This is a genomic window from Bacillus sp. SH5-2, assembly GCF_008368905.1.
GTDB classification, from domain to species: domain Bacteria; phylum Bacillota; class Bacilli; order Bacillales; family Bacillaceae_G; genus Bacillus_A; species Bacillus_A luti.
Genome location: NZ_QOSD01000007.1, coordinates 184,491 through 207,443, shown reverse-complemented (window position 1 = coordinate 207,443; position 22,953 = coordinate 184,491). Strand labels below are relative to the sequence as shown.

Genomic DNA, 22,953 nt, shown 5'->3' with positions numbered 1-22,953 from the left:
CTCTTTTCTTCTGATACACTATGGACAGTATCTTATATCTTGACTGGAATTGTTTATACTGGAAATAATAAAAAAGAGAACTTGTATAGAATGTAAGCGTGTGGTAATATCAAAGATGTACTGATTGACTATATTATCCAATTGGTCATTTTTGGAGGTGATGATGTGGCGATAGATCGAAAACGTTCTATTATTGAAGCTGCAACAAAGTCTTTTTCAGCGTTCGGTTATAAAGCAACAACGATGGATCAAGTAGCGAAATTAGCGAATGTAGGAAAAGGAACGATTTATACTTTTTTCAAAAATAAAGAAGAGCTATTTGGTGAAATTATTTCTAATTTAATTACAGAAATGAAGCAAGTTGCAGAAAATGCAATTCGTTCAGATGTTTCATTTTTTGAAAATGTACATAGAGCATTATATAGCATCTTAGAATTTAGAAAAGAACATCAGCTCATGATTAAATTAATTCAAGAAGAGCGCGATATGGGAACGAAAGAAGTACAAGAAGTGATGCAACAAGTTGATGTGGAAATCGTTTCTGTTATTCAATCGTATTTAGAAATTGCGATTGAAAAAGGTGAAATTAGCAAATGTGATCCAGAAATTACAGCATTTATTATGCTTCGCTTATACGTATCGCTTATTTTTGATTGGGAAAAAAATCATGAACCGCTAGAAAAAGAGAAAATTGCAGAATTATTTGAACTTTATTTATTAAAAGGATTGTCAAATTAAGATAATCCTTTTATTATTATAAAAAATGACCATATGAACAAAATGGTCATATATTTAATTTAAGGGGGGATAATAGAAATATTACTTTCAAATTGAGGAAAAGTTGCATAGTATAAATTCGGGGATAAGGCATATGTATGAACGAGTACAGCCTTTTTATTTGGGTAAAGATGACCAGAATTTAATTTTGGTCATTTTAAAAAGGGGGAAACATTATGAGAGGGTATAAGTTATTTCGTAAAGAATTTGCTGAAATTATAAAAAGTAAAAAAATATTAATTCCAATTATCGCGGTTTTGTTTGTTCCGATTTTATATGCAGGGATGTTTTTATGGGCCTTTTGGGATCCGTATAAACAGCTAGATGATTTGCCAGTTGCGGTAGTTAACTTAGATAAAGGAGCAGTATTTGACGGGAAACCGATTGAGGTCGGGAAAGGGCTCGTTGATAACTTAAAAGAGAATAAAAGTTTTAAATGGGAGTTTGTAAGTGAAAAAGAAGCGAAAGAAGGAATGGAAGATAGAAAGTATTATATGTTAGTACGCATTCCAGATGACTTCTCAAGTAACGCTACAACGTTACTAAAAGATGATCCGAAACCATTAAACTTAGAATACATCCCAAACGAAAGCTTAAACTTCTTATCTTCACAAATTGGCGGAACAGCCATTGAAAAAATGAAAGGTGAAGTAGCAAGTACGTTAACGAAAACATATGCAGAGAAAATGTTTGATTCCATGAAAGACGTCTCAAAAGGATTAGCAGATGGGGCGGACGGGGCAAATAAGTTACACGACGGATCTAGTGAATTGCATGATGGATCGGGGAAAGTGACGGAAGGGCTCCATACACTTCAAGGGAAGTCTGGGGAGATGAAAGATGGGGTTCAGAAATTAGCAGATGGATCTAATAAATTACAAGATGGGTCAGGAAAAGTAACAGCAGGTTTAAATACGTTAAATAGTAAAACAGGTGAAATGCAGGCAGGTATAGGGAAATTACAAGATGGGTCTCAGAAAGTAACAGCGGGTTTGAATACATTAGTAAATAAATCAGGTGAATTAAAAACAGGAACGAATGAATTAGCAGCTGGTATGGAACAGCTTGTTGGAGGACAAAGTCAATTAGAGGAAGGTTCTCAAAAAATCAAAAATGGTTTGCAAGAGTTAGATAGTAAAGTGAAAAGTTCTGCTGCAGGTTTAGAGGAACTGCAGGCGAAAGTTCCTACCATATTAAATAAAGTAAATGAGAAAATAGATGGGGCTGAAAAAAACGTAAGTCAGTTAAATGAATTTACTCAATCAACAGCAGGAGATGCAAAAAATGCAACGCAAGATGTAGCTAACTTACAAAAGCAAATTGAGAGTTTACCAAAAGAATATCAAGAGCAGTTACAACCGTATATTACAAATGCGGCAAAAAGTACAGCGACAGTTCAACAAAAAGTTGCTGTAGTATCGGGTGGAACAAAGCAACTAAACGAAGAAGTAAAACAACTAAAAGGTGAAATAAATCAAAAGACAAGTGAAATGCAAAACAAATTACCGAATTCAGGAGTGGTTAACACTTTAACAAATGGCATTGAAAAATTAACGAATGCGCAAAACGAATTTGTAAGTAAGTTTCATGTATTTGGTGAAGGATTAAATAATGCCAAAGTAGGTGTAGATAAATTAAATAACGGGTCAGGTCAATTAATTGATGGCGTAACCCAATTAGCGGATGGATCGGGGCAAGTAACAGGTGGGTTAGGTACATTATCCGCAGGAGCAAATCAAATGTCAGGAGGAATAAAGCAATTAACAGACGGTTCAAGCCAAGTAACGACAGGCATAGGCACTTTAAACGGTGGTCTAAATAAAATATCAACTGGTTCAACCCAGCTAATCGACGGAGTAAGTAAACTAGCCGACGGATCAGGAAAAGTGACAGATGGACTCGTGAAAGTAAACGATGGTTCAGGTGAACTCGCTGAGAAGCTTGGTGAAGGGGCAGAAAAAACAGGTGAAGTAAAAGGAACAGCTAAAACGTATGATATGTTTGCAAGCCCTGTAAAAGTGAAGACGGAGAAAATGGCGGAAGTGCCAAACTACGGAACTGGATTTACGCCGTATTTCTTATCACTTGGTTTATTCGTTGGGGCATTACTATTATCTATCGTATACCCGTTACGTGATACAGTCGGTGTTCCAAAATCCGGATTTAGCTGGTTTATTAGCAAGTTTGGTGTGTTACTATCAGTCGGCATTATTCAAGCAATAGTAGCAGATGTCATTTTATTGTTCGGATTAGGTGTAGAAGTACAAAGCATTCCATACTTCATACTCTTTAGCATCATTACAAGTTTATCGTTTATCGCATTAATTCAATGTTTAGTAACAGCATTCGGTGATGCAGGACGTTTCATCGCCATCATTACATTAATTATACAGCTTACAACGAGTGCGGGAACATTCCCGCTAGAATTAATTCCGAAATTTTTACAACCATTTCATGCTTGGTTACCAATGACATACTCTGTATCAGGATTGAAAGCAGTCGTATCAAGCGGAGACTTTAACTTCATGTGGCAAAACATTGGAATACTCATGATCTTTATCGTTGTATTATCAATTGGAACAATAGCTTCATTAACTTGGATGCACAAACGACAATTTAAAAATATTGCTGAAAATCAATCAGTTGAAGTATAAATAAAAAAGCACCTAAATGGTGCTTTTTTACTTATCTAATTATAGTAGGAGTTTACCCACCGTACTTGAGCTGTAGTTCTTTATTGTTCTTTAGTACATTTTCGAACTTTTCCTCATATCCCTTTGGAAAGAGAACGCCTAAACCGTACGAATGTGTAAATTCTAGATGAGGGTGCTGTGCTTTTAAAGTATCCCATAATATATATACACCAAATCCATTTTCTAAAACGGCTGTATCATGAAATAAAACAATACCGTTCTTTTTAAGCTTTGGTAACCATGTAGCATAATCGTGTGAGACGGCCTCAAATGTATGAAACCCATCGATATGTAATAAGTCGATGCTTTCATCTTCAAATTGATCTAAAGCATTATCAAATGTAGAACGAATCGTTTTTCCGATCCCTGGATAACACGTATTCAGCACATGTGTTACGGTTTCGAATACATTTTCTCCGTAGTAACCACCGTGTGGATCTCCTTGCCAAGTATCAATTGCGGTACATTGCGTTGAAAGCTGTTCATCTTTTACGGCCTGACAAAAACTATAGAAAGAAGAACCGTAATATGTCCCGAGTTCTACTATTTTTTGAGGTTTGAAAAATGTAACGAGATCATATGCAAATTTGTTGTGACCAGTCCATGGCGAAGAAGTTCTAACAGATGGAGCGACTTGGTCTACCTCAAATATAGGGTCATAATAAATCCATCGCATTCATATTCCTCCTTGAATTTTAATTCATTCCTTTCAATATATGTAAAAGATAATCGGATAGAACATATCGCTTTTATGTGGAAATGCCTTTTGATTTACATTAGAAGAGAAAGGATTACAAATATTTGAATAGAATCATACATAAAGAGGAGGGGCTATGAGAAGACATTTTAACTATTATTTCATACTGTATCCATGCATCTATTTCTTAGTTTTCACACTATCACCGATTCTGTTTCGTAAAGAAGAATATACGAGTGTAAACGATACGTTAGCATTTCTTGCATTCTACTATTTTCTCATAAGCATAGGTTATGCGCTGGATCTTTTCGGTGAAAAAGAAAAGGATAAATAATAAGGAGGAGAAAAATGACCGAAAGCGAAATGAAATTCAGAGATACGACCATTCGTAACTTTTTCGATAAAGAAGACCGCTTAAAATCGATTCCAGGTCAAAAGAAGAAAAAACTAGTATTGTTAGAGCATTTAGTTAGCAAATTAAATGCAGAGAATCAGTATACGGAAAAAGAAATGAATACATTCATCAAACAATATCATGAGGACTTTTGTACAATTAGACGCGAATTTATCGTGCACGGATTTATGGATCGAGAAGATAATATGTACCAAATAAACGGGAGAGAAGTTTGGACGAAGTGGGAGGAGTTAAAATAATGAATCAGCGGGGGATCCTTATGTTATCTATTCATCTTTGTAGTAAAAGGTATGAGGTGATTCAGTGATACGATTAGCAAAAGAGGTTGATGCGGAATCCATTATGGAGATTAGAAAAGAAATTATATTATCGGAAAGTACTACAAAGTTTTTTATAGTGTCTCCAAATCAATTACCAAATGATATTGATACAGAAAGAGAAAAGATACGGAAAAGCAATGAAAAAGGTAATCTTTACATCGTTTATGAAGTAGATAGTAAGCTAGTTGGCTTTTTACTTTTCAATCGATATGAACTAGAACGTTTACGACATGCGGGCACAATGGGAATGGGGATTAGAGAGGCGTACTGTAATCAAGGTATTGGTACGAAGCTAATTGAATTTCTGATTAGCTGGGCTAAAGGACAGAAAGGTTTAGAGAAAATTTGCTTAGGCGTAGTTTCTATTAATGACCGGGCGATTAAGGTGTATAAACGTATGGGATTTGTAGAAGAAGGAAGACAAAGAAAGCAAATTAAATATGAAGATGGATTATATGGAGATGACGTATTGATGGGGTTTTATATTGAATAGCATTTGATTACATAAAGGGTATATTCATAAGACGGTGTATATACGTTATGGTATGTACATCTTTTTAATATGCCTAATGTAAACTTCTAAAAGCAGCATGTTTTCCCTTCCCCTTAACATACTTTCCCCTATGTATAATATTAATATAGTAAAATCATAACAACCTATATTGCAGTTTCCAATAATATACTATATAATCAGATTAAGAAAACGTTTTCATGCAAAGGGGGAGAATTTCGTGTCGACTATCGAGGACGTGGCGAAATTAGCGGGGTTATCAAGGACAACGGTTTCTAGGGTGATTAATAATCATCCATATGTTTCAGATGAGAAGAAAAAAAGGGTTCAATTAGCAATGAAGCATTTAGGATTCGTTCCTAATTCTGCGGCGAGAAGACTTCGTAAACAAAAAACGGAAACAATTGCGGTGCTAGTTCCAAGGATTACAAATCCTTTCTTCAGTCGATTTATTGAAGCAATCGAGATTGCTGCTTCTGAACATAAATATAAACTGATTATTTGTCAAACAAGATATTTACCAGAAAAAGAGATGGAGTATTTACAATTATTATCTACGAAACAAGTAGATGGGATTATTCTATGTTCACTAGAAAATCCGTGGGAAGATGTAGAGCCATACTTACAACACGGTCCAATCGTGTTATGTAATGAATATATTGAGGAAGCAAATGTTCCAACAGTGAAGTTTGATCATGCACAAGGGGCATACATAGCTGCCAAACATGTGTTAGAACAAGGATATCGTAATCTTATTTTTTGCCGTGGTAACGAAACCAAAGTTGTTAGCCAGCAGCGAAAAATGGGCTTTTTGCGTGCGATTACTGAAAAGAGTAGAGAAGTGGAAGCGATTGATTTTCTTGAAAACGCTTTCTCTTGGGAGGATGGGAAACGAATATTCCATGAAGTATTAAAGGACAAAAAAAATCCTACCGCGATTTTGGCAGGAGGCGATGAGGTAGCAGCTGGAATTATTTCAGAGGCGAAACGCCACGAATGGAGTATCCCAGATGATCTCGCTGTTATCGGTTTTGATAATCAAATTTTATCACAGATTACAGAGCCAGGTATTACGACAATTGAACAGCCGATTGATGAGATGGCCCGAAAAGTTGTCGACCTGATGATGGATAAAATCCATACAAAAAATTATAGGAAAAAAGAATTGTATGAGTTTGAACTGGAGCTCTTGGTGAAAGGTTCAACGATGAAGGATACGATGTTATTAGCCTAGTAGACTATGTCTGCTAGGTTTTTTTCTGTTCACAAACTACTATTCTTCGTGAACGCAATCGTCACATTTGTTATGGTATGCTTCGTGCTGCTCATCAATTTCTTTCCCGCAGTGCGCACAAGTTTTCGTCGGTAAATTTCTGAAAAACTCCATTGGTTGATCGATCATGTCAATCCCTCCATTTCCATTTCTTACTATCATTGTATTAGTACAAGAAACAAAAGTCAACAACTGTTTTATAACAAATTGAAAATTAATGAAAAAGTTTAGGAAATGGATTATAGTTAACAATGTAGGATGTAAGTAAAAACTGCATTTCTACTCGGTTTTAGAAAGGAAGGATACATATGAAAATGACTGTTGTCGGCTTTTGGGGCGGCTTTCCAGAAGCGGGAGAAGCAACGTCGGGGTATTTGTTTGAACACGATGGTTTTCGTTTACTTGTCGACTGTGGTAGTGGTGTACTAGCACAGATTCAAAAATATATAACGCCATCTGATATAGATGCAGTTGTACTGTCGCACTATCATCACGATCATGTTGCAGACATTGGGGTATTGCAATATGCGAGATTAATTATGAGTGCGACAAAGGGACAACTACCGGAGTTACCAATATACGGTCATACGTTTGATGAGAATGGATTCCAATCTTTAACGCATGAACCACACACGAAAGGGATCGCGTACAACCCAGAAAAAACACTGCAAGTTGGACCGTTCTCGATTTCATTCTTAAAAACTGTTCATCCTGTTACATGCTTTGCGATGCGTATTACAGCTGGTGATGATATCGTAGTATACAGCGCTGATTCCAGTTATATTCCGGAATTCATTCCATTCACGAAAGATGCTGATCTTTTCATTTGTGAGTGTAATATGTATGCACATCAAGAGGCTGCAAAAGCAGGGCATATGAATAGTACAGAAGTAGCAAGTATTGCGAAAGATGCAAATGTAAAAGAACTTTTATTAACGCACTTACCGCATACAGGCAACCCATCTGATTTAGTAACAGAAGCAAAACAAATTTTCAGTGGCCATATTACGCTAGCGCATAGTGGCTACGTATGGAACTCATGAGGTGATACGATGTTATTTATTGATAATAAAGGAATTACAGATCCTAGAATAAACTTAGCAATTGAAGAATACTGTGTGAAGAATTTAGATATTAACGAAACATATTTACTGTTCTACATTAACGAACCTTCCATTATCATTGGTAAAAACCAAAACACAGTAGAAGAAATTAATGCAGATTACGTAAAAGAAAAAGGTATTCATGTCGTTCGTCGTCTATCAGGCGGAGGCGCAGTATATCACGATTTAGGAAACTTAAACTTCAGCTTTATTACGAAAGATGATGGAGACAGTTTCAGCAACTTCAAAAAATTCACAGAACCTGTAACGAAAGCGCTTGGCAAATTAGGCGTAAATGCAGAACTAAGTGGTCGTAACGACATTTTAGCTGAAGGTAGAAAAATTTCAGGTAACGCGCAGTTCTCAACGAAAGGTCGTATGTTCAGTCACGGTACGTTACTATTTGACTCTGAAATCGATCACGTTGTATCAGCATTAAAAGTAAAAATGGATAAGATTCAATCAAAAGGGATTAAATCAATCCGTAGCCGCGTTGCGAACATTACAGAATTCCTAAACGAAAAAATGACGACAGAAGAGTTTAGACAACTTCTTCTAGAAACAATTTTCGAAGGGGAAACAGAAATTCCAACGTACGAATTAACAGAAGAAGATTGGAAAGAAATCCACAAACTTTCTGAAGAGCGTTACCAAAATTGGGACTGGAACTACGGAAAATCACCGAAGTTCAACTTACAACATTCACACCGCTTCCCAGTTGGACAAGTTGACGTTCGCCTTGAAGTGAAAAAAGGAACAGTAACAGAATGCAAAATTTACGGTGACTTCTTCGGTTCACTAGATGTTCATGACATTGAAGAACGTTTAACAGGCGTGCAGTTTGATAAAGACGCATTTACCGCAGCTTTAGAAGGCGTAGATATCGCACGTTACTTCGGTAACATTACAACAGAAGATTTCTTACATTTATTCTTCTAAAAATGGGGGGCTGTCATAACTGGCAGCCTCTTTCTTTTTGCGTAGATTGTCATGTTTTTTCGGTAAGTCGATATAAATGGAAAATCGCTGATAAAAATCGAGTTGCGCTGATATAAATGGAAAATCGCCGATAAAAATTGAGTTGCGCTGATATATCCGAAAAATCGCCGATATAATTTCATATACCATAAAATCACAGGACATCTGCCTCTAATAAATGAATATACATAATAAAAGGAGGCGGATCGATATGAAAAGGGTGATGTACGTTGTATTATTGCTTAGCTTTGTCATCGGAATGACAGCTTGTAACGATGAAACGTCCTCAAGTCGCACACTTTTATCTATTGGAAAGCCAGCGAAAGATAATGTTATATATTTTACGCATACAGATAACAAACGAAAGATACAGGAAATACAAGACATGTTTCAAAATAAGAAGTGGAAAAGAAATGAAACATTCAGCACTGTTAATAAAACACCAGATGTCGTCTTTTCAATAGATGAAGATAATACAGGGTTACCGACACTATATGTTACGGTGTATTTTCATGCAGATGGAGCGGACGCGATCAACTTGTATGGAGAGCATACGACGTTAAATAAAGAGGAACTTAATAAACTTAGAGAAAAGATGAATGCATATTATCCTAAAATGATTTCTGGTCTAGTTTCATAAATTACTTGTGAACAAAATTCCCTTATCTTTCCAAAGTAAACTAAGAGGAGGTGACTCGTGTATATGCAGTTAATAGAATATCACTTGCCACTTTAATTTTCTTTTAATATAATTAATTTAGAATTTTTAAATATTCTAAATTTTATAAAGGTGGGGTTTGTGTGAATCTCGTTCAATCTTTGGCTGAAACGGCAAAAAAGAAGGGGGATAAACCGGCTTATGTTTTTATGGATCAGTCGGTCTCGTATGACCAATTAAACAAAATGGTCACGAGGTTTTCTAGCAATTTAGCAAAAATGGGCATTGGAAAAGGGGACAATGTCGCATTAGTTGTTGGGAATTCACCACATTTTTTGGTCGGTTTATATGGAACAATGAAAGCGGGAGCAACTGTCATTCCAGTTAATCCAATTTATACAGCAGACGAAATACATTACATTTTACAAAATGGAGATGTAAAAACAATCATCGTACTCGACGTCCTTCTACCTGTTATACAATCTCTTACAACAAGACTTCCTTCATTAGAAAATATCATCATATGCGAAACCTCATCAGATTTTAACCATACAGAAACCGAAAAAATGAAAACGTTTACTAGTTTTGTAGGCACTGGAGATACAACTTACGAAGGTCCTGAACTAGATGAAGAAGATGTAGCGGTTATCCTATACACGTCAGGCACAACTGGAAAACCGAAAGGCGCTATGTTAACACATAAAAATTTATATAGTAATGCGAGCGATGTGGCGTCGTATTTACAATATACGGCTGATGATCGCGTCGTTGCGGCACTGCCGATGTTCCACGTGTTCTGTTTAACCGTTGCGGTAAACGCACCGATTGTGAACGGAGCAACGATTTTAATGTTACCAAAGTTTAGTCCGAAAGAAGTATTCCGTATTTGTCGTACGTATGAGCCAACAATTTTTGCCGGCGTACCGACGATGTACAATTACTTATATTTATTTGAAGAAGCAAGTGCAGAAGATGTGAAAACACTTCGCCTTTGTATTTCAGGTGGTGCGTCAATGCCTGTTGCACTTCTGCAAAACTTTGAAAAACGTTTTGACGTAATTGTTTCAGAAGGATACGGTTTATCAGAAGCATCGCCAGTTACTTGTTTCAATCCGTTAGATCGTCCTCGTAAACCAGGATCAATTGGCACAAATATTTGGCATGTAGAAAATAAAATTGTAAATGAACTTGGGGAAGAAGTACCGGTCGGTGCAGTCGGTGAATTAATCGTTCGCGGGCCTAACGTGATGAAAGGTTACTATAATGCACCAGAAGATACAGCTGCGACATTAAAAGACGGCTGGCTATATACAGGTGACTTAGCGAAAATGGATGAAGAAGGTTACTTCTATATCGTTGACCGCAAAAAAGATATCGTCCTAGTTGGCGGCTATAACGTATATCCTCGTGAAGTAGAAGAAGTATTGTACACGCACGAATCCGTAGCGGAAGTTGTCGTAATCGGCGTACCGGACGAAAACTTAGGAGAAGCAGTACGAGCTTACGTCGTTCTAAAACAAACGAACGTAACAGAAGAAGAACTCATGCATTACTGCACGCTACATTTAGCGAAATATAAAGTACCGATGAGTATTGAATTTTTAGCAGAATTGCCGAAGAATACAACGGGTAAATTACTCCGAAGAGCATTACGAGAAAAAGCGATACAAGTGTAAAAATAGAGGCAACCACCGTTATGAAGGTGGTTGCCTTCATATTTTTTAGCATTGGTTAAGCTATGATGCCATATATTTAAACCGTAATATGACCAGTAAGGAGGAGATACACGTGGAGCAAAAGGAATTACGTTTGCGGCGAGTGCAATATCTTATTTGTGACATTATGGATGAAATGAATGCTGAAAATGAAAAGAAGAACTTAGAAACATTGCAGAAAGTAATCGACCAGCTCTCAGGTGCAATTGGAGATTTAGTAGATCCATCCGGCACGTACTCTATCGATTATTTAGAAAGAAAAGTCCATACAGCGCATTACTTATTATTTAAAAATGATCGCAAAGCATATTTGTGTAACAAATAAACATTCATCGTGTAATGGGATGTTTATTATTTTTAACATTAACTGATAATGATTATCAGTGAGGAAGTGAGTGGAACGTGTTTCAGGCGATTAATGGATTTGCTAATAATAAAGCCCGAAATAAAAGCCTTACTACATATTTGTAGTAAGGCTCTTTACAGTTGTCTTATTCGGGAAAATTATTCATTAGAAGTAGTATCAATTGCTTGAATAGCAAGCTCCAACGATGTAATCCTTCTTTCTAAAAGAGTTCTTTGAGGACTACCAACCTTTGACTTAACATAAGCCTTTTCAATTGATGGAAGCAAACCAGCAAGAACAGTTCGAGCTTCTGCTAAATCTTCCTGCTTGTAAGGATGAGGCTTTTGATTCCAAACACTCTCTAGCATTGCTAAGCCGATGCAAACTGCCTTGAGGCGTTTCTTTACTAACGTAGTATTGGCACCTTTCTGAGTCATTTGTGACAAGGCACTCTCGAGTTTACGAATTGTTGACTGTAAGGATTTTATGGACTCCTCTTTATGTACATCTGATACGTTTTCCATGTTAGTACTGTCCTTTCTTCGATTTTAAATGATGTTGTTTACTACTTGATTAAATTGTTAAGAATAGCATGTTGCTTGCAATATTTTAACATAAATAGATTACTTTCTTTGAAGTGGAGTCTTAAAGAGGTAGATCAATTGTTGGAAATAAGGTAACGAACTTGCGTCGTAATATACCCAATTTCATCTATGCTGAAAATAACTGTCGTATTAAAAAGTGTAAATGGTTAAGTGACGCGCTTCTAGCAATGAAATTGATAGAACATATATTATAATATATTTATAACCCTCGTGGTGACAGATTAATATAAGGAAGTTGTAGCAACACCTGAGTATGGTGTGAATTATAAGATTGAAGGGATCATTGGAGGAAAGTGATGGTTTTTAATTGTTCAAACTGGAAAAATCACTATGAAACTTTCGTTCAATTCCCACGTAAAGAGGATGATAAGGTAATGCAAATTGATAACAAAATAAAATCGTTAATGCCTCCTTTTATACATTTATTATTTATAAATGAGCTCAGTTGTTTCAAATACATAAGAAAAGAAGAGAATATTAAATTAATATCGATTGATGGTAGTAACTGTATGGATATGAATGGGGTATTTAGCGAATTCTCAAAGAAAATGAATTTCCCAGATTATTTCGGTGGTAATTGGAATGCTTTTGATGAGTGTATGAACGATTTAAGTTGGCTAAAAGCTGAGCAATATGTAATTTGGATTAGTGATACAGATAAATTGTTGGCGAACGACAATGAGGGTTTTGAAGTGTTAATAGAAATATTATCTGATACGTGTATGGAGTGGGCAGAAGGCAGGGAATATGGTGAGTTAGTAACTTTCCCAACCCCTTTTCATGTGATTTTTTGTTGTACAGATAATAAAGAGAAACCTATTATTGAGAGATTTAAGTCCACAGGAATAGTTGAATTTGATATTATAAAATAAATTTACAGTTATAAAAAGCATTGTAGTAGTAACTACAATGCTTTTTATACGTTAAACATAGCGAATAATTATAAGATGAAAAACGGAGTCTCTGTCAGGAGCTCGTCTTTGTTTATAGAAAGGAAAAATCAACTTGTATAATGGTAAGAAAGATACAAAAGAATTATTGCAGCAGATAGTAAGGAGAAAGGCACCTGAACTCTTATGGATTGTAGATTGTAAAGACTTTCGTATGTTAGAAATTGAAATAATACATGAGTTGAGAGACATTTTGGCAGATGAGTTAATTGAAAAAGGCTTTGATGAACAGGATAATATTAATGATTTTGGTAGAGTTTTAGAGGGATGGATTGATATATTTGGTGATTTGCTTGAATAATATTTTGCGCTCTATTGCAAAATTCTAAGCTGTTGGGGCCAAATCTAAAGGGACCAAACACAAGATATAAATTGAATACGCAGCTTATGAATAATTCGGGATGTAAATGCAATATTACAACGGCGGGTTTATGATAATTTCAGATGAAACAGAGCTTATCTATCAAACTTGTGTAAGTGAGGGATTGTCCTCAATTATTTTAACAATAAGTAATAGCGTACGGCTTACATTCCCTGATTATTGGTTTTTCCCTTGGTGCAATACAAATGAAAATGCACCCAAATTACGGGGGCATTTTTTTACAATCTTTAGAGGTATTACTACGACAATCGAAGTGCTTAATATTTACGTTAAACGTGCATAACAAGTTATAATAGAAGAAATCAATAAGGAGGCTGGCAGTGAAAAATCTTCGTTATCTCAATATATTTACGATATTAATTATATACACACTACTCATGTTTTACATTGGCTGGAACGGCTGGGTTTGGCTTCAAGCGGTGTTCGGCTGGGAGTCTTGGGGGTATTACGCTTTCGTAGTCGGATTTATTTCGTATGCGTACATTCTCGTGCAAGTGTTTAAGTTCCTTCCATTCCTACGAACGATTGGTTCGATTTGGTTTGCGGTCATCCAATACGCGCTTATGTTGTTGCCACTTGCTGATATTACAGTTTTTCTTTTACAGTTTGGGGTGGAGAAAGAGGCGGCAATTATTTGGACAGGGGCGGCTGTGTTAGCTGCATTTATCTTTATCTTTGCGTATGGAGTATTCAATGCATATAGCCCAGTAGTAAGAAAATATGAAGTACATATACCGAAAAAAGTTGAAGGACGTAAAAGTTTACGCATTGCGATGGCTTCTGATATGCATTTTGGTAAACTGTCTGGTGTTACGCATTTAAAGAGACTTGTCCGTCACGTAAATGAAATGGAGCCCGATATTATTTTACTGCCTGGTGATATTATCGATGACCATCCAGGTGTATTTATTCAAAAAAACATGGGGCACATTATGAAACAAATGAAAGCTCCATTAGGCGTATACGGCGTATTAGGAAATCACGAATATTACGGAAGAGCGGTTCCTGAATTTTTGCAGGAGATGGATAAGATTGATATTCGTATTCTTTTAGATGAAGTGATCACAATTGAAGATGAATTTTATCTTGTTGGAAGAAGAGATAAAACAGAGCGAGATCGTCAAAGTTTTGAGAAGCTTATGAGTACGGTAGATAAATCGATGCCTGTTATCGCGATGGATCACCAGCCGTTTGAATTGAAACAAGCAGCGGATGCGGGTGTAGATTTATTATTATCCGGTCACACGCACCGCGGACAGATGGCACCAAATCATATTGTAACGAGAAGAATGTACGAATTAGACTGGGGATATGCACAAAAAGGTGAATTCCACGCTATTGTTTCTTCTGGATTCGGATTTTGGGGACCACCGCTTAGACTTGGAAGTAGGTCAGAGATTGTGCAGGTGGAGGTTACGTTTGAATAGAGAGCTGAGGGCTCTCTATTTTTGTTGGTGTTAACGATATAAAAAAGGTATGATGAGAAGACTCTACTTGAAATAAAGGGGGATTACAAGTGATCATAACAGATGTACTATACGGAGAATTTGAAGTGGATCCAGTAGTAGAAGATTTGATTGTAAGTAAGCCTGTGCAAAGATTGAAAGGCATTCATCAAAACGGCGCAAGTTACTTAGTGAATGAGAACTGGAATGTAACGCGCTTTGATCATTCAGTTGGTGTTATGTTGTTAGTTAAAAAACTTGGTGGTTCAGTGGAAGAACAAATTGCAGGTTTACTGCATGACGTATCACATACTGCTTTTTCTCACGTAATTGATTACGTTTTTGGTAACGAAAATGAAAGTTATCATGAAGAGATATTTAGTTCTGTTGTGAAAAACTCAGAAATTCCAGCGATCCTTGCGAAGTACGGTTATAACTATGAAAATATTTTGTTAGATGATTCGAAGTGGACATTACTGGAAAGGTCAGCGCCCGAATTATGCGCAGATCGAGTGGATTATACGTTACGAGATATGTATACATACGGATATATTTCTTTAGAAGAGGTTCATAGATTTTTAGAGGATGTCATCGAAGTGGACGGGAAAATGGTGCTTCAAAATATCGAAATTGCAGAATGGTTTACAGAAACGTATTACAAAGAGGTAATTGATTTCTTTATGGAGCCAATGAATATATACGGAAATGATATGTTAGCGAAAACGTTAAAGTTGGCTCTTCATAAAAAGGTCATTCATGCAGATGATTTTCTTCTTGGAGATGACGAGCTTATAGTGAAATTACAGCAATGTAACGATCCGGAAGTGGAAGCTTTATTACGAAAAGTTCATCCAAATGTAGCAGTAAAAGAAGATAGAAACGATTATGATTTGTATCAGAAAAATAAAGTACGCCTTATTGATCCGCCGGTATTTCGCGCCGGGAAAGTGGTTCCATCGTCTGTTGTGTCAGAGAACATAAGACAGATGAGTGATACAGCTTATGAAAAAGCGGTGAGAGGGATGTATGTGAAAGTGATTTCGGATTAATGAAAAGGAAAAGGTGTCATCAATTATGATGACACCTTTTCGCTTTAAAGGGTTGTTCGTGTGGAAATGTGTTACATTTTCACGAGACTCCTTTACTTTACCAGAAAATGCCCTTTTATGGTAAAGAAATAAAAATGTAAAGTTTTCCATTAAAAATAATTTATGAAAAAAGCACGAATGTTTAATGTAACAAAAATAATAATTTTTTCAATAATCGGTTTATAATCTTTCGTTCTTTATATATGGATTATTCTATTTTATAAGGTAATTAAAAGATTTTTGTCGTTTTTTGTTGTAATTTCATATTACGATAAATAAAACGTTCGGAATTAGCCATTATAACAGAAAAATTTTAAAAAACCAGAATTGAATCATATCGCTTATTTTAATATAATTTATTTGTTAATAAATAACATATTTGGGTTATGATTCTTTATTGCGGCGAGAATTCTTTTTACATAGGGGGATTTACAGAATGGTTAGAACGGCGAAACATGAAATGCTACATGAATTAAGAGAAACAGTTTACAAATTCTTTCCGAAAAATGTTATGAAAGAAGAAGAGTTGTACGAGGAATCTAAAGAGTATAAAAAGTTTGTAGACTTAAAAGAGCGCTTTATAAAAAACGAAAGCTCACAAAAGGAAATTTTGTCTGTAATCGAGTCAACATTTGGCGAGTATCACGTGTCAGACTGTACAGATTTAAGCTTATATAATTGTTTAGAGTATAACGTGTTGTTAAATGGAAAAGAACTGATGTTAAATGATGATATTGATTGGATACGGAAATCAAGAGGTGAGCGTCTTGATTTAGGGATCTTTGTGAGCTTGCTTGGTAAATATTATTATTACTACGTATTAAAAACAACGTATGATGAAGAGCTAAGGGAATGGATTTTTGAGACAATCGATATAGAAATGGATAACATTTGTAAATTCGAAAAACTAATGAATACAAAAGGGTTTATAAGAGTAGAACGAGAGGTTGCTAGAACGACAATTCCTGATATAGAGACGGAATGTTTACGTATGGGGGAAGTTAACGTATTTCATGCTTTATTCACGGATTCTGTTAGTGAGATATAGGGTTTAGATTATTAAAAAGGTTGTGTAGCTATTTGCTACACAACCTTTTTTATTAATAATCAAACCAATTCCAAACCTCAATATCTCCAAGAGTCGCATAACGTACGTGCGGGGAGTTTTGTAGTTTTAATAATTCTTTTGACGGCCCAGTAATGACAATGCCGTATACTTTTACACCGTTATTTTTTACATACTGATAGCGCTTATCTAAGTTCAGCTCTTTTTCATGAGTCTGAGTAGTTTTACTTACAGTTTCTTTATGTGTAGAAAGAATGCGCATCATTTCGATTACTTCATCTTCTTTTGTCTTTGGTCGTTTCGCCTCATTATCAGGGAGATTTATATGCTCTCGAAATCCGACAACCTCTCTGCCATGTAGGATGAAATCTTCTTCATTTATTCTTTCTTGTCCTGTGTCTAAAGCGTACCATACAGGAGTTGGCGGCATTTCTTGTGCTTCAAATACGCTATATAAAAGAGATTCTAATTCTTGTAAAGTGTAAGCTTTATCGAAAGATATCGCTACTTCTGCAACAGTTCCCTCATGTACTTTTGCAAGTGTATCCCACACTTTTTTAGATGGTTCTTTCAAATGATCACCTTGCTTGATTTTTGGGTGAACAAAGGAAAGTTTGTTTGAATAAGATCTGTTTTCCCAGGATGGATTTGAGACAGTTACAGATGATAAGAAACTACGCGTTGTTACTGTACCGATTGGAATTTCTTTTTTGCCGACCGTTTTATATAAATCGATTTCATTTTCTGTACGGAAAAAGGGTTTAATCTTTGTGCTGCCTCCAGCGGAACGACTATTTGGCATTGTTGCTTCTAGTGCGAGTGATGGAATCTCAATTACTTCGGCTAACTTTTTCATATTATAGAAGTAAAGAGAAGATGAAAAATGACCGACAAAATAGATTGCTATACAAACCGCAAGGACAAAACTAACGGTTTGCCAACGCTGTTTCCATTTTATTTTCCAAAACGGGACTTTAAGATTTTGTGGTGGTAGTCTTTTCTTGATTGGTTCATTCTTCAAAAGCAACTCATCTAAGTAAGCTTCACACTCTTCGCATGTCTCGATATGACTTTCTAACAGTTCTTGTTCATCATGCGTGAGCGTTCCGTTTTCGTACTTCTCCCATAGTTTTTTAAATGCTGTACAACCCATCTGTATCACTCCTCTATGTTTCTCGCTTCTTTTCGTCCCCGGTGTAATTCAATTTTCACTTTCGCTAATGAGAGACCGGTCATTTCTGCTATTTCCTTATACGAGAATCCGTAGTAATCTCGTAGTAGTAGAACATTTCGTCTTTCGAGCGGAAGAGAAGATAAACTGTCTAACCAACTAGCAATCTCATGTTTTACGAAATATTCATGTTCTGTACTTGGCACGTTTGGTAAATGGAATTCTTCCACTGTAGTTGTTTTATATTTTTTCTCTTTTCGATACCAATCGATAAAGGCGTTGTAGGCAATTGTAAATAACCACGGTCTAATTTCTTCGCCCTTGTAATAATCAATATGGACGAGCATGCGATAAAAGGTTTCCTGCATGAGATCTTCAGCAAAATGGGAATCTCCGGTTAGGGAGAGAAGATAGCGAAATAAATCATGCATATGATCTGAATAAATGTCTTCTAATGATTGTTTGCGGTTCACTAATTTCCCTCCCTTCATACATAACAACGAAATATATATATAAAAGTTACATTTGTTTTTAAAAATATAGTAAAAAACGTCAAGAATTGGATTACGTTCTCTTTTATCATAATACATATAAGGCGGGTGAACAGAGATGGAAAGCTATGAAACACAAATTCAAAGGTCAATTGATTATATTGAGGAAGATGTAATGGAAAAACAAACGCTGCGTAATTTAGCTCGCATTGCAGGTTTTTCTGAGTCGCATTTTCATCGTGTATTTCAGGCGTTAGTAGGTGATACAGTAATGGAGTATGTTCGAAAGAGGAGGTTAGCCCGGGCAGCTTATCAACTTTCTCATACGGATGAAAAAGTTATTGATATCGCATTTGAGCATGGCTTTCAATCTCATGAAACGTTCACGAGAGCCTTTAAAAAATTATTTCAAATGACACCGAGTGAATATCGAAAACAAGAAATCGAAACACCGATGTATTACAGCGTAAATGTAAAGCAAAGAAAATTAAATCCGTATTTAGGGGGCATACAAATGGAATATCGTATTGTAAATAAACCAGAATTTTTAGTGGCGGGTTATGAACTGAAGACGACAAGTAAAGAAGGGAAGAACCATCAAGACATTCCAGTATTTTGGCAAGAATATTTACAAAAAGATCTTGGAACAACGATTCCGAATCGTAAAGATACGAGCCAATGGGTAGAGCTTGGATTATGTACAGATTTTAATTTAGAAACAGGAGACTTCACTTATATTATCGGAATGGAAGTTACAGACTTTGAAAACGTACCAAATGAAGTTGCAAAGCGTACTTTCCCAGCAGCAACATATGCTGTATTTACAACACCGAAAGTTCCTCATGAAGAAATGGTACCATCTATCCACCAAACGTGGAATGCAGTATTCTCAGAATGGTTCCCGCATTCAGGCTATGAACATTGCGGCGTTACAGAGTTCGAACTATATGATGAGCGCTGCCACGAAGATAAGAGTGAGTTCGCGCAAGTAGAGCTTTGGATACCGGTGAAGAAAAAATAATAGATTGAGAGCGAGTCATTGAGAAATGGTTCGCTTTTTTATAAAGGGGGAAATGGGGCAATGTTCAAAAAACTAGAATGTGTATCTATACATACGAAGGATATAGAAAGATCAATTTCTTTTTATAAAGAAATGGGAATGGAGCAAAACTGGGTTATAGAAAGAGAATTAGAAGAAGGGGCTATTTGGACGTTAATAGGATTGAAGTTTCCGGATGAAAAAAGTTCGGAATTAGTAATAAGTAATCATCCGGATATTAATTTTATGGAAGTCGAAGTATTAGTAGAAGATGTGCAACAAACGTATGAAAGTTTAAAAGATAATAAAGATGTAAAATGGATTCGTGAACCATTTTCAACAGAATCAGGACACGTTGCGGTAATGGAAGCGCCTGATGAAAATGTGTTTGTGTTAGTAGGGAAATAGCTGAAATATGGAGTGACCTTTCATAGTGAGTTATGAAAGGTTATTTTTACTTTGTATAGCAGGGAAAGTAGGTAGTGTTGTCGGTTTTTGTCGGTAAGTCGATATATTTAGAAAATCGCCGATATAATTTCATATACCGCTAAAACAACTCAGAAAGATGGTCTACATAATTTCATGTACCGACGAACTCCCCCAAAAAAGAAAAGGCACCACACAGCGCCTTTTCTACGACCGAAACGGAAACACAAGAATAATCGTCGTTCCTTTTCCAACTTCACTTTCAACGGAGATTGTCCCTTTATGAGCATGAACGAGCTGCTTCGTAATGGCGAGGCCAAGTCCAGTTCCAATGTTGCTTTCTTCTGTATTTGTTCCTCGGTAATAGCGTTCAAATAACAGCCCTTTCGTTTTTTCATTCATTCCTTTTCCGTTATCCGAAATAGATAGTGTGAAGGAATTTTCGTTTTGTGAAAGTTTTACGATTACATTTGTCGTTTCATTATTATGTTTTATAGCGTTTGCGAGTAAGTTTTCGATAATACGCTGGAACCATTTTTCTTCAATAAAATATTGAATTTTGCTTGAGCTTGGTACGAATTCAATATTTTGATTTTGAAGTGTCGGATTATTAATGAATTGCAATAATACTTTTTGGACGAACTGATTAATTTCAACATTTATGTGCTGCGCAGGAAGGGCGTTGTTCTTTAATTGATACGTTAAGCTTAAGTCATCAATTAATGTAGTCATATATTGAGATTTCTCTTTCATAACGCTACCGAACTGCTGGATGTCTTGATCAGTCCAGTTGTAATGCTTCGATTCTAGTAATAATGCGTAACCGTAAATAGAACTTAGTGGTGTTTTTAAATCGTGCGTTAGACCGGTAATCCATTCTTCACGGGTTTGCTGAAGGACTTGCCTCATCGCATCGTTTTTTTTGAGTGTAATAGAAAGGTGCTCTAGTGAACTTGTCACATCTCTAAACAAACGGAATGACCACTTTTCTTTACCGGACCGCCTGAACCTGACAGGTTTCCCTTTTTTATTAACAGGCTCTTCATATGTTCCACCAGCGATATTTTTAAGCCAGCGCATTGCGTGGAGTAACGGTTTTCCAAACTTATTTCCGTACCAAATAGACAGAATAACTAAATAAACAAAGACGATAAGCAGGATTAATCCCCATCCGATGAGAAGCTTTTTAGTAAATACATCTTCTAATTCGTCATCTGGGTAGTAGTGCTTATTTTTTGCAGTTACAACAAGAAGAAGACCGCTATTTGTATCGTAAAAGCTAGACGTGTTTTCTTTATGGTTCCACGGTTCTTTTTCGTTAAAAGCAGTTTGTATTGCCGAGAATGCTTTTTTCTGTCCAGTTGGATAGGAAAATACTTCTTCACCATCATGATTAAATATTTGAAGTGTTGCTTTTTCTTTAGAAAGTAACTGTTTTTCTTGATCTGTTAATGCGAACGAATCCATTGTTAAAGAAGGGTGCTCCTTTTGAATGTTTTTTAGTAGCGCATTGCTTTTTAACAGACCACCGTAAATGACAAGTACTTTCTTTTCTTCTAATTCAATTTCCCAATATGTAAATTTATAATTACTTTCTATATGATGTTGTATATATGCGAGTAGAGATGTTTTCGTATAAGAATTTGGGACATCACTTGGCGTATTAAAGTCGTAGAGTATCTTTCCGTTGTCATCTACAACTTGGAGCCAGTCATTTTTTTCCTTTATTAAATCTTGTACTTCAGATTGCAACGAAATATGACCATCTTCTGAAGAGAGATATCTTGAAATGGTGAAGCTATCAGAATCGGCAATGTTAGGTTCATATAAAGTGCTAGTAAGGAGAAAAATTAAATATGAAATAGAGGCAACTACAGCGATAAGTAATGTAACTAAAACGAATACGTGTTGCAGGATAAACTGGATAATAAGTCGTTTATTAAAATTCATAGTATGAACCTACTTTGTAACGAACTTATAGCCAAGTCCGCGCACAGTTTTTATATATTCTGGTTTACTTGGATCTTGTTCAATTTTTTCGCGTAGTTTTCGAATGTGGACCATAACCGTATTGTCATCCCCGTTATAAGCCGGTGCTCCCCAAACTTTTTCGTATATTTCTTCTTTCGAAAATACGTAATTCGGATTCTCGCAAAAGAAGAGTAGTAGTTGAAAGAGCTGAGCGGAACATTCGACAACGTGTCCATCTACTGTAAGCTCTGCAGAATGTTGATCAATTTCAAATCTCCCAAATGAAATGGAGTGTACGTTAGATTCATGTGATACGGTTTGCTTCATATGTCTTCGAAGTTGTGCTTTTATACGTGCTACTACTTCTAATGGATTAAATGGCTTCGTAATATAATCATCTGCACCGTATGAAAAACCAGATATTTTATCTAAATCAGATGCTTTCGCTGATAAGAAGAAAATCGGACAATCTGTTTGTTGGCGAATGATTGGACAAATATCAAAACCAGATTGTCCAGGAAGCATGACATCTAAAATGATTAAATCGTAGTTGTGTTGCCCAGTGAGAGATAAAGCTATTTCTGCTGAAGTAGCAGTTGTAATATGAGAAAAACCTTCTTTTTCAAGAATGGTAGTTAGTAGCTGTAATATTGCTGTTTCGTCATCAACGAGTAAAATATTTGCTTGATACATAAGAATCCCTCCTAATTTCCTCGAATATCATACCATCATTTTGTAACTTATGGAATTTTTAAGGAAATTTTAAGGTTTTCTTTCACAAAAAATTAAGAATCAAATGATATGATAAAAGTAACATAGGGGAGGAGATGAGT

At 35.9% G+C, this 22,953-nt stretch carries 25 protein-coding genes; 18 read left to right on the top strand and 7 right to left on the bottom strand.

The window, feature by feature from the left end:
- The first annotated feature begins 165 nt into the window (after window positions 1–165).
- Together DN410_RS07435 and DN410_RS07430 are read left to right on the top strand one after the other, a co-directional pair.
- The gene (locus DN410_RS07435) at window positions 166–738 is read left to right on the top strand and encodes a TetR/AcrR family transcriptional regulator (protein WP_000963373.1); all 573 of its coding nucleotides are present in this window, start codon (window positions 166–168) and stop codon (window positions 736–738) included.
- Between the two features lie 215 nt (window positions 739–953).
- Window positions 954–3,431 (top strand): YhgE/Pip domain-containing protein, encoded by a 2,478-nt coding sequence (locus DN410_RS07430; RefSeq protein WP_149176011.1) that lies wholly within the window; start codon window positions 954–956, stop codon window positions 3,429–3,431.
- A gap of 52 nt (window positions 3,432–3,483) precedes the next feature.
- Here DN410_RS07430 and DN410_RS07425 read toward each other — a convergent pair whose 3' ends face one another.
- Window positions 3,484–4,146, bottom strand: a complete 663-nt coding sequence (locus DN410_RS07425) for a class I SAM-dependent methyltransferase (RefSeq protein WP_149176010.1) — start codon at window positions 4,144–4,146, stop codon at window positions 3,484–3,486.
- Window positions 4,147–4,303: 157 nt separating this feature from the next.
- On the opposite strand from DN410_RS07425, the gene DN410_RS07420 reads away from it, so the two are divergent.
- From DN410_RS07420 to DN410_RS07405, 4 genes are all read left to right on the top strand, one after another.
- Complete coding sequence (locus tag DN410_RS07420) at window positions 4,304–4,501, top strand: hypothetical protein (protein WP_149176009.1); 198 nt, start codon at window positions 4,304–4,306, stop codon at window positions 4,499–4,501.
- 14 nt (window positions 4,502–4,515) lie between these two features.
- Complete coding sequence (locus DN410_RS07415) at window positions 4,516–4,821, top strand: DUF2087 domain-containing protein (RefSeq protein ID WP_071711135.1); 306 nt, start codon at window positions 4,516–4,518, stop codon at window positions 4,819–4,821.
- 64 nt (window positions 4,822–4,885) lie between these two features.
- Window positions 4,886–5,395 carry a GNAT family N-acetyltransferase gene (locus tag DN410_RS07410; protein WP_149176008.1) on the top strand — a complete coding sequence of 170 codons (510 nt, stop codon included), beginning with the start codon at window positions 4,886–4,888 and terminating at the stop codon, window positions 5,393–5,395.
- Between the two features lie 238 nt (window positions 5,396–5,633).
- Complete coding sequence (locus tag DN410_RS07405) at window positions 5,634–6,647, top strand: LacI family DNA-binding transcriptional regulator (RefSeq protein WP_149176007.1); 1,014 nt, start codon at window positions 5,634–5,636, stop codon at window positions 6,645–6,647.
- A 39-nt stretch (window positions 6,648–6,686) separates the two neighbouring features.
- Here DN410_RS07405 and yhfH read toward each other — a convergent pair whose 3' ends face one another.
- Complete coding sequence (gene yhfH, locus DN410_RS07400; RefSeq protein WP_000567010.1) at window positions 6,687–6,815, bottom strand: protein YhfH; 129 nt, start codon at window positions 6,813–6,815, stop codon at window positions 6,687–6,689.
- Between the two features lie 179 nt (window positions 6,816–6,994).
- Between yhfH and DN410_RS07395 the strand changes: the two genes are divergently transcribed.
- From DN410_RS07395 to DN410_RS07375, 5 genes are all read left to right on the top strand, one after another.
- Window positions 6,995–7,729, top strand: coding sequence for an MBL fold metallo-hydrolase (locus DN410_RS07395; RefSeq protein WP_149176006.1), 735 nt, complete (start codon window positions 6,995–6,997; stop codon window positions 7,727–7,729).
- Between the two features lie 9 nt (window positions 7,730–7,738).
- Window positions 7,739–8,728: a lipoate--protein ligase gene (locus DN410_RS07390; RefSeq protein ID WP_149176005.1), complete on the top strand. Its 990-nt coding sequence runs from the start codon at window positions 7,739–7,741 to the stop codon at window positions 8,726–8,728.
- Window positions 8,729–8,978: 250 nt separating this feature from the next.
- Entirely contained in the window at window positions 8,979–9,407 is a 429-nt protein-coding gene (locus tag DN410_RS07385) for a hypothetical protein (protein WP_149176004.1), read from the top strand.
- A gap of 161 nt (window positions 9,408–9,568) precedes the next feature.
- Entirely contained in the window at window positions 9,569–11,101 is a 1,533-nt protein-coding gene (locus DN410_RS07380) for a fatty acid--CoA ligase family protein (RefSeq protein ID WP_149176003.1), read from the top strand.
- Between the two features lie 112 nt (window positions 11,102–11,213).
- On the top strand, window positions 11,214–11,465 hold the full coding sequence (locus DN410_RS07375) for a hypothetical protein (protein WP_000435466.1): 252 nt from the start codon (window positions 11,214–11,216) through the stop codon (window positions 11,463–11,465).
- Window positions 11,466–11,644: 179 nt separating this feature from the next.
- On the opposite strand, the gene DN410_RS07370 is transcribed toward DN410_RS07375, so the two are convergent.
- The gene (locus tag DN410_RS07370; RefSeq protein WP_149176002.1) at window positions 11,645–12,010 is read right to left on the bottom strand and encodes a hypothetical protein; all 366 of its coding nucleotides are present in this window, start codon (window positions 12,008–12,010) and stop codon (window positions 11,645–11,647) included.
- 377 nt (window positions 12,011–12,387) lie between these two features.
- Here DN410_RS07370 and DN410_RS07365 point away from each other — a divergent pair, with 377 nt between their 5' ends.
- The 5 genes from DN410_RS07365 (at window position 12,388) to DN410_RS07340 (ending at window position 17,004) form a co-directional block, all read left to right on the top strand.
- Window positions 12,388–12,963, top strand: coding sequence for a barstar family protein (locus tag DN410_RS07365; protein WP_255446688.1), 576 nt, complete (start codon window positions 12,388–12,390; stop codon window positions 12,961–12,963).
- Window positions 12,964–13,096: 133 nt separating this feature from the next.
- Window positions 13,097–13,342 (top strand): hypothetical protein, encoded by a 246-nt coding sequence (locus tag DN410_RS07360; RefSeq protein ID WP_149176001.1) that lies wholly within the window; start codon window positions 13,097–13,099, stop codon window positions 13,340–13,342.
- A 401-nt stretch (window positions 13,343–13,743) separates the two neighbouring features.
- The gene (locus tag DN410_RS07350) at window positions 13,744–14,850 is read left to right on the top strand and encodes a metallophosphoesterase (protein ID WP_149175999.1); all 1,107 of its coding nucleotides are present in this window, start codon (window positions 13,744–13,746) and stop codon (window positions 14,848–14,850) included.
- Window positions 14,851–14,939: 89 nt separating this feature from the next.
- Window positions 14,940–15,917 carry an HD domain-containing protein gene (locus tag DN410_RS07345; protein ID WP_149175998.1) on the top strand — a complete coding sequence of 326 codons (978 nt, stop codon included), beginning with the start codon at window positions 14,940–14,942 and terminating at the stop codon, window positions 15,915–15,917.
- 475 nt (window positions 15,918–16,392) lie between these two features.
- Window positions 16,393–17,004, top strand: a complete 612-nt coding sequence (locus tag DN410_RS07340) for a hypothetical protein (RefSeq protein WP_149175997.1) — start codon at window positions 16,393–16,395, stop codon at window positions 17,002–17,004.
- A 52-nt stretch (window positions 17,005–17,056) separates the two neighbouring features.
- Here the strand turns inward: DN410_RS07340 and DN410_RS07335 are convergent, their stop codons facing one another.
- Window positions 17,057–18,175: an anti-sigma factor gene (locus DN410_RS07335; protein WP_149175996.1), complete on the bottom strand. Its 1,119-nt coding sequence runs from the start codon at window positions 18,173–18,175 to the stop codon at window positions 17,057–17,059.
- 5 nt (window positions 18,176–18,180) lie between these two features.
- A complete protein-coding gene (locus DN410_RS07330) occupies window positions 18,181–18,684 on the bottom strand; it encodes an RNA polymerase sigma factor (RefSeq protein WP_149175995.1) in 504 nt (167 codons plus the stop codon).
- Between the two features lie 118 nt (window positions 18,685–18,802).
- Here DN410_RS07330 and DN410_RS07325 point away from each other — a divergent pair, with 118 nt between their 5' ends.
- Together DN410_RS07325 and DN410_RS07320 are read left to right on the top strand one after the other, a co-directional pair.
- Entirely contained in the window at window positions 18,803–19,705 is a 903-nt protein-coding gene (locus DN410_RS07325) for an AraC family transcriptional regulator (RefSeq protein ID WP_149175994.1), read from the top strand.
- A 60-nt stretch (window positions 19,706–19,765) separates the two neighbouring features.
- Window positions 19,766–20,131 (top strand): VOC family protein, encoded by a 366-nt coding sequence (locus DN410_RS07320; RefSeq protein ID WP_149175993.1) that lies wholly within the window; start codon window positions 19,766–19,768, stop codon window positions 20,129–20,131.
- Window positions 20,132–20,356: 225 nt separating this feature from the next.
- Here DN410_RS07320 and DN410_RS07315 read toward each other — a convergent pair whose 3' ends face one another.
- Both DN410_RS07315 and DN410_RS07310 read right to left on the bottom strand, forming a co-directional pair.
- The gene (locus DN410_RS07315) at window positions 20,357–22,099 is read right to left on the bottom strand and encodes a sensor histidine kinase (protein WP_149175992.1); all 1,743 of its coding nucleotides are present in this window, start codon (window positions 22,097–22,099) and stop codon (window positions 20,357–20,359) included.
- Window positions 22,100–22,108: 9 nt separating this feature from the next.
- Window positions 22,109–22,813, bottom strand: a complete 705-nt coding sequence (locus DN410_RS07310; protein WP_149175991.1) for a response regulator transcription factor — start codon at window positions 22,811–22,813, stop codon at window positions 22,109–22,111.
- Window positions 22,814–22,953: the final 140 nt, after the last annotated feature.

What these genes read in the sequence shown, in the direction of transcription:
- DN410_RS07390 (WP_149176005.1), top strand. Translation starts at nt 7,739, where the DNA reads ATGTTATTTATTGATAATAAAGGAATTACAGATCCTAGAATAAACTTA.
- DN410_RS07430 (WP_149176011.1), top strand. Translation starts at nt 954, where the DNA reads ATGAGAGGGTATAAGTTATTTCGTAAAGAATTTGCTGAAATTATAAAA.
- DN410_RS07365 (WP_255446688.1), top strand. Translation starts at nt 12,388, where the DNA reads ATGGTTTTTAATTGTTCAAACTGGAAAAATCACTATGAAACTTTCGTT.
- DN410_RS07370 (WP_149176002.1), bottom strand. Translation starts at nt 12,010, where the DNA reads ATGGAAAACGTATCAGATGTACATAAAGAGGAGTCCATAAAATCCTTA.
- DN410_RS07325 (WP_149175994.1), top strand. Translation starts at nt 18,803, where the DNA reads ATGGAAAGCTATGAAACACAAATTCAAAGGTCAATTGATTATATTGAG.
- DN410_RS07330 (WP_149175995.1), bottom strand. Translation starts at nt 18,684, where the DNA reads ATGAAGGGAGGGAAATTAGTGAACCGCAAACAATCATTAGAAGACATT.
- DN410_RS07320 (WP_149175993.1), top strand. Translation starts at nt 19,766, where the DNA reads ATGTTCAAAAAACTAGAATGTGTATCTATACATACGAAGGATATAGAA.
- DN410_RS07385 (WP_149176004.1), top strand. Translation starts at nt 8,979, where the DNA reads ATGAAAAGGGTGATGTACGTTGTATTATTGCTTAGCTTTGTCATCGGA.
- DN410_RS07425 (WP_149176010.1), bottom strand. Translation starts at nt 4,146, where the DNA reads ATGCGATGGATTTATTATGACCCTATATTTGAGGTAGACCAAGTCGCT.
- DN410_RS07310 (WP_149175991.1), bottom strand. Translation starts at nt 22,813, where the DNA reads ATGTATCAAGCAAATATTTTACTCGTTGATGACGAAACAGCAATATTA.
- DN410_RS07420 (WP_149176009.1), top strand. Translation starts at nt 4,304, where the DNA reads ATGAGAAGACATTTTAACTATTATTTCATACTGTATCCATGCATCTAT.
- DN410_RS07415 (WP_071711135.1), top strand. Translation starts at nt 4,516, where the DNA reads ATGACCGAAAGCGAAATGAAATTCAGAGATACGACCATTCGTAACTTT.
- DN410_RS07315 (WP_149175992.1), bottom strand. Translation starts at nt 22,099, where the DNA reads ATGAATTTTAATAAACGACTTATTATCCAGTTTATCCTGCAACACGTA.
- DN410_RS07395 (WP_149176006.1), top strand. Translation starts at nt 6,995, where the DNA reads ATGAAAATGACTGTTGTCGGCTTTTGGGGCGGCTTTCCAGAAGCGGGA.
- yhfH (WP_000567010.1), bottom strand. Translation starts at nt 6,815, where the DNA reads ATGATCGATCAACCAATGGAGTTTTTCAGAAATTTACCGACGAAAACT.
- DN410_RS07335 (WP_149175996.1), bottom strand. Translation starts at nt 18,175, where the DNA reads ATGGGTTGTACAGCATTTAAAAAACTATGGGAGAAGTACGAAAACGGA.
- DN410_RS07340 (WP_149175997.1), top strand. Translation starts at nt 16,393, where the DNA reads ATGGTTAGAACGGCGAAACATGAAATGCTACATGAATTAAGAGAAACA.